At 68.6% G+C, this 5056-nt stretch carries 5 protein-coding genes and 2 pseudogenes; 3 read left to right on the forward strand and 4 right to left on the reverse strand.

Annotated features, from left to right (window positions below; translation table 11 throughout):
* Positions 1-184, forward strand: a pseudogene (locus G6021_RS16870) (hypothetical protein); the annotation flags it as partial.
* Positions 185-208: 24 nt separating this feature from the next.
* Here the strand turns inward: G6021_RS16870 and G6021_RS00725 are convergent.
* Positions 209-1408, reverse strand: coding sequence for a TerC/Alx family metal homeostasis membrane protein (locus tag G6021_RS00725; protein WP_182640467.1), 1200 nt, complete (start codon positions 1406-1408; stop codon positions 209-211).
* Positions 1409-1476: 68 nt separating this feature from the next.
* On the reverse strand, positions 1477-1950 hold the full coding sequence (locus G6021_RS00730) for a DUF4442 domain-containing protein (RefSeq protein ID WP_017837455.1): 474 nt from the start codon (positions 1948-1950) through the stop codon (positions 1477-1479).
* A gap of 204 nt (positions 1951-2154) precedes the next feature.
* Here G6021_RS00730 and G6021_RS00735 point away from each other — a divergent pair, with 204 nt between their 5' ends.
* Positions 2155-3654 (forward strand): fatty acid desaturase, encoded by a 1500-nt coding sequence (locus tag G6021_RS00735; RefSeq protein WP_095717091.1) that lies wholly within the window; start codon positions 2155-2157, stop codon positions 3652-3654.
* Positions 3655-3707: 53 nt separating this feature from the next.
* Positions 3708-3902: a ferredoxin gene (locus G6021_RS00740; RefSeq protein WP_095717092.1), complete on the forward strand. Its 195-nt coding sequence runs from the start codon at positions 3708-3710 to the stop codon at positions 3900-3902.
* Between the two features lie 16 nt (positions 3903-3918).
* Here G6021_RS00740 and G6021_RS00745 read toward each other — a convergent pair whose 3' ends face one another.
* Together G6021_RS00745 and G6021_RS00750 are read right to left on the reverse strand one after the other, a co-directional pair.
* Positions 3919-4518, reverse strand: a complete 600-nt coding sequence (locus G6021_RS00745; protein ID WP_179524264.1) for a maleylpyruvate isomerase family mycothiol-dependent enzyme — start codon at positions 4516-4518, stop codon at positions 3919-3921.
* Positions 4515-5056: pseudogene (locus G6021_RS00750) on the reverse strand (galactofuranosyl transferase); the annotation flags it as partial. The gene G6021_RS00745 and the pseudogene G6021_RS00750, both read right to left, overlap by 4 nt.

Below are 5056 nucleotides of genomic sequence, written 5' to 3' on the forward strand. Positions count from 1 at the left end.
GCCCGGACGCGCCACCCACCCGGCCGGCGCCGTTCTCGCGCCGCACACCCGGATCTGTGACCCGGGTGTGGATGGCGTGCTCCCGGCGCTGCGGTCACTGTGGCCGGGGGCCCTGCTGCTCCCGCCGCTCCCCGGGGAACCGGTCGCCGATCCCCTCGGGATGTGGGCCGGCCGGAGCGCGTAGAGACCGGTCGGCTGGTGTGGTCGGTCAGCGGGTGTAGTCCGTGGCGCGCTCGTAACGGGCGTGATCGTCCCAGACCCGGCGCAGCAGTTGTTCGAGTTCCCAGACGTCGCCCTCGGAGCCGAAGTACTTCCGGTCGATCGACTTGAGCTTGTCCTCGTTGTCGAGGATCTTGGCCCACAGCTTGGCGCGCTCGACGGGGTCGTCGGTGAAGTTCTTGTTGAGGTACTCGTGCGAGTGCCGCTTGAGGTTGCCGAGCACGGTGAGCGCCTTCCCTGCCGGGCTCACCAGCGAGGCCACGACGGTCACCACGAGGACGGTGATGATGACGCCCAGCGACAGGTAGGTGGGTACCTCCACCACGCTGACGTGCTCGCCCTGGTTGATGAACGGCAGGTTGTTCTCGTGCAGGGCGTGGAGGATCAGCTTGACGCCGATGAAGCCCAGGATCGCCGCGAGGCCGTACTTGAGGTAGACGAGGCGGTCGAGAAGGCCGTCCAGCAGGAAGTACAGCTGGCGCAGGCCGAGTAGCGAGAAAGTGGTGGCGGTGAAGACGATGAAGACGTTCTGGGTGAGGCCGAAGATCGCGGGGATGGAGTCCAACGCGAACATGATGTCGGTGCCGCCGATCGCCACCATGACGATCATCATCGGCGTCATGACCTTCTTGCCGTTCTCGATGGTGAACAGCTTGTCGTGGTCGTAGTGATCGGTCGCCGGGATGAACTTCTTGGCCAGACGCACCACGAAGTTGTCCGCGTCGTCGTCCTCGTCGTCCTCGGCCAGGAGACGGCCCGCGGTGACGATGAGGAACAGCCCGAACACGTAGAACAGCGCGCTGAACGCGTTGAGCAGGGCGGCTCCGACGAAGATGAACCCGGTCCGGGCGATGATCGAGAACACGATGCCGAACAGGAGTGCCTTCTGCTGCCCGGCCCGCGGGACCTTGAAACTGGTCAACAGGAGCAGGAACACGAACAGGTTGTCGACCGAGAGCGCCTTCTCGGTGATGTACCCGGCGAAGTACTCCACGCCCATCTGGTTTCCACCGAAGATCCACACGAGGAAGCCGAAGGCTATCGCGATGCCCACGTACGTCGCGGACCAGATGGCCGACTCCCTGAGCGTCGGGATGTGTTCCTTGCGCACGTGAAAGAAGTAGTCGAACAGCAGCAGTGCGACGATCAGGCCGACGGACAGCGACCAGGCGAGCGGGGTGGCTCCCAACGGGAGTCCTTTCCGAGGAGGGCCGGGGACCGGATAATCCTACGCGCCTCGGGCCGGATCGCCTGCGGTCAGCTCTTCCGTCGGATGAACATGGTGTGCTGCGCCTCCACGACCGTCGTGCCGCGGCTGTCGCTCACCACCGCGGTGTGGACGACGCTGGTGCTCGGATGGTCGGCCAGTCGCTCCCTGATGGCGTCCGCCTCCGGGCCGGGGACGTCCACCACGCACCGCAGTCGGCCCCGGCCGGGGGCCCGGAAGTCGATCGTCGCGCTCTTGGTCCACACCTGGTACCCGCCACCGAGCTGCCCGGACAGCAGGGCCCCGTAGAGGACGTCGGTCGCGGCGAACAGTGCGCCGCCGAACGCGGTGCCGTTGGTGTTGGCGGTCCACGGTGCGACGTGCATGCTCAGCTCTCCGCGGGTCCAGTCCGGGGCGATGTGCCGGATGCGGATCCCGGACCCGAGCAGAGGGGGGTACAGCGAGGCCAGCAGGGGGAACGCGCGGGGACTGGAGGTGTAGCGGTGCAGGAGGGTCTTGGGCACGCACCGATCCTAACTTACTCGTGAGTCAGTTCCGGCCCACGGTCGAGCGGGCGCACGGCGGCGGGCCTGCAGGGCAGGGTGCCCGACGAGGTCTCTGGACAAAAAGAGGGTCCCTGTCTAGACAAACGGCTGATGCTTGTCTAGATTTGACCCACTAGGTGGCGTGCGACACACGCCGCCGGGCTCGATCAAGGGAGACTTGTGATGCACACCGACCTCCAGGCAGGGGAGACCGCGGCGCAGCCGTACCCCTGGACTGACGGCAAGCGATACCTGTGGCTGCTCGGGCTCATCCCCGCCGGCGCCCTGTTCATCTCTCTCGGCTTGTTCTCGTGGTTCTCCCACGCCGGGTGGGGCACCGCCGCCGTCGTGGCGTGGTTCGTCGCCCCCTTCGTCGTGTTCGTCTTCATCCCTCTGCTCGACATGGTCGTCGGGGTGGATGGTCGGAACCCGCCGGAGGAGGTCATCGAACGCCTGGAGGCCGACCCCTTCTACCGGTGGTGCACCTACCTGTACCTCCCGGTGCAGTACGCCGCCCTGATCTTCGCCTGCTACCTGTGGACCGCCGACGACCTGTCGTTCTTCGGCCACGAGGGCGGGCTGGGGCTGGTGGCCAAGATCGGCGTCGCCTGGGCCGTGGGCATCGCGGGGGGCATCGGCATCAACACCGCCCACGAACTCGGACACAAGATCCAGAACTCCGAGAAGTGGCTGTCCAAGATCGCGCTCGCCACCACGGCCTACGGGCACTTCTACATCGAGCACAATCGTGGGCACCACGCCCGCGTCGCCACCCCGGAGGACCCGGCCAGCTCGCGGCTCGGTGAGTCGTTCTGGGCCTTCCTCCCGCGCAGCGTCATCGGCTCCCTCATCTCCGCCTGGGAGCTGGAGAAGAACCGCCTCGAGCGCCTCGGCAAGTCACCGTGGACCCTGCGTAACGACAACATCAACGCCTGGCTCATGACGCTGGTCCTGTTCGGCGGCCTCACCGCCGTCTTCGGACTCGAGGTCCTTCCCTGGCTGATCCTGCAGGCGGTGTACGGGTTCAGTCTGCTGGAGGTCGTCAACTACCTCGAGCACTACGGGCTGCGCCGCAAAAAGCTCGACAGCGGTCGTTACCAGCGCTGCCGGCCCGAGCACTCGTGGAACTCCGACCACCTGGTCACCAACATCTTCCTCTACCACCTGCAGCGCCACTCGGACCACCACGCCAACCCGATGCGCCGCTACCAGGTCCTGCGCACCACCGACGACGCCCCGCAGCTCCCCGCCGGGTACGCCGCGCTCATCGTGGTGGCCTACTTCCCGCCGATCTGGCGCCGGATCATGGACCACCGGGTGCTCGACCACTACGACGGCGACGTCACCAGGGCCAACATCCAGCCGTCCAAGCGGGAGCGGATCCTCGCCCGCTACGGCGACCCGTCGGCCACCGGCGCGAGCACCGCGACCAGCCGGTCCTCCGCCCCGGCCGCCACGGCGACCGCCGTCCTGGATCCCGAGCCCGACGTGGACGCCGTCCGCGGCGCCGTCTCGCCGATCGGCACCTATGCCTGCCCCAACTGTGGCCACCACTACGTCGAGTCGCTGGGTGAGCCGCGGGAGGGCTTCGCCCCCGGCACGCCGTGGTCGGCGATCCCCGACGACTGGCAGTGCCCGGACTGTGGCGTCCGGGACAAGGTCGACTTCGTGCCGGTGAGCTGATACCGCCAGGCCGTGACACCCGTGTACCCAGTGTTCCAACCAGGAGGTTTCCCATGAAGATCGCGATCGACCCGGACCGGTGCGAGGGGCAGGCGGTGTGCGTCGGCCTCGCCCCGAAGGTCTTCGCCCTGGGCGACGACGACGAGGTGGTGCGCCTGCTCGTGGAGGAGGTCCCCGAGGAACTCCAGAAGAGGGCTCGCAAGGCCATCGAGAAGTGCCCGATGGCGGCGCTCCGCGAGGCCGGGTAGGCCGTCGGCCAGAGCTCTAGGCCGCCGGCCAGGCGGAGGGGTCCCGACCGGTACGCGCGAGAGCGGCGTGCCGGGTCGGGACCCCTTCTCCGTCGAAGCCCGGTAGCGGAGCGGAGAACAGCTCGGGGGCCGGGTCGTCGGCGAGATCGGTCCGGACGAAGTCGAGGACGGCGCGTTCGAGTTCGTCGCCCCACGGCAGGTCGACCCCCTGGGAGACCGACAGGTCCCAGGCGTGGACGGCCAGATCGAAGGTCTGCTGCGCGAGATAGTGCACCATCGGCGCCCGACCGTAGGAGAGGTGGACCTCGTCGTCGGTGGGGGTTCCCCGCCACGCGGCGGCCACCGGCGCGCGCAGGGTGTGCCAGAAGGCCACGAGGTCGGGGCCGCTGGCCCCGGTGAGCCGACGGAGCGGTTCCTCGAGGTCCCCGGCCACCTCGTCGACCGTCCCTCCGGCCAACAGTCCCGGGACCCACATCTGCTCGTCCACGACGTGGGCCAGCACCTCACGGGCGGTCCACTCGCTGCACGGGGTGGCGGCGTCCCAGTCGGTGACCATCGGCAGGACCCGGTCGTACAGGTCGGCGGCCCGGGACTGCAGGGCGATCCAGTCGGTCATGGCTTGTCGAACCGCTCGCCCGCGCCCAACCGCTGCAGACGCAGCCACTCGCGCAGGCCGGCCGGGTCCCGCCTGGTCACCAGGAAGTACCAGCCGAAGCGCAGGATCTCCTGGGGGATGAGGCGCCGGTTGCCGGGCTGGGTGAGCACGTAGCCACGGTTGCGGTAGGTGAAGTGCCGCTTGACCGGGTCGTCGGGGAACTGGGTGTGCATGCGCCCGCCGAGGATCGGCTTGAACTCGTCGGAACCCTGCGGGTGCAGGTACGCCGTGGTCAGGCATGTGCCGAAGGGCAGACGGGACCGCACCAGCCGCCGGTGCATCTCCACCTCGTCGCCGCGGATGAACAACCGGAGGTCCGGGACGCCGACGCGGTCCAGGCAGTCCGCGGTGAACAGCGCGCCGTTGAACAGGGAGGCGATCCCGGGTAGCAGGTCCGTGTCCGCCCCGGAGGGGCCACCGGCACCAAGGTCAGCGGCACCAGGGCCACCCGCGCCCGGGTCGCCGCCCGCACCGTCCGCGACGAGCTCGCTGCGCCAGC

The organism is Dietzia sp. CW19, from assembly GCF_014145265.1.
Lineage (GTDB): Bacteria > Actinomycetota > Actinomycetes > Mycobacteriales > Mycobacteriaceae > Dietzia > Dietzia natronolimnaea.

What these genes read in the sequence shown, in the direction of transcription:
- G6021_RS00745 (WP_179524264.1), bottom strand. Translation starts at nt 4,518, where the DNA reads ATGACCGACTGGATCGCCCTGCAGTCCCGGGCCGCCGACCTGTACGAC.
- G6021_RS00735 (WP_095717091.1), top strand. Translation starts at nt 2,155, where the DNA reads ATGCACACCGACCTCCAGGCAGGGGAGACCGCGGCGCAGCCGTACCCC.
- G6021_RS00740 (WP_095717092.1), top strand. Translation starts at nt 3,708, where the DNA reads ATGAAGATCGCGATCGACCCGGACCGGTGCGAGGGGCAGGCGGTGTGC.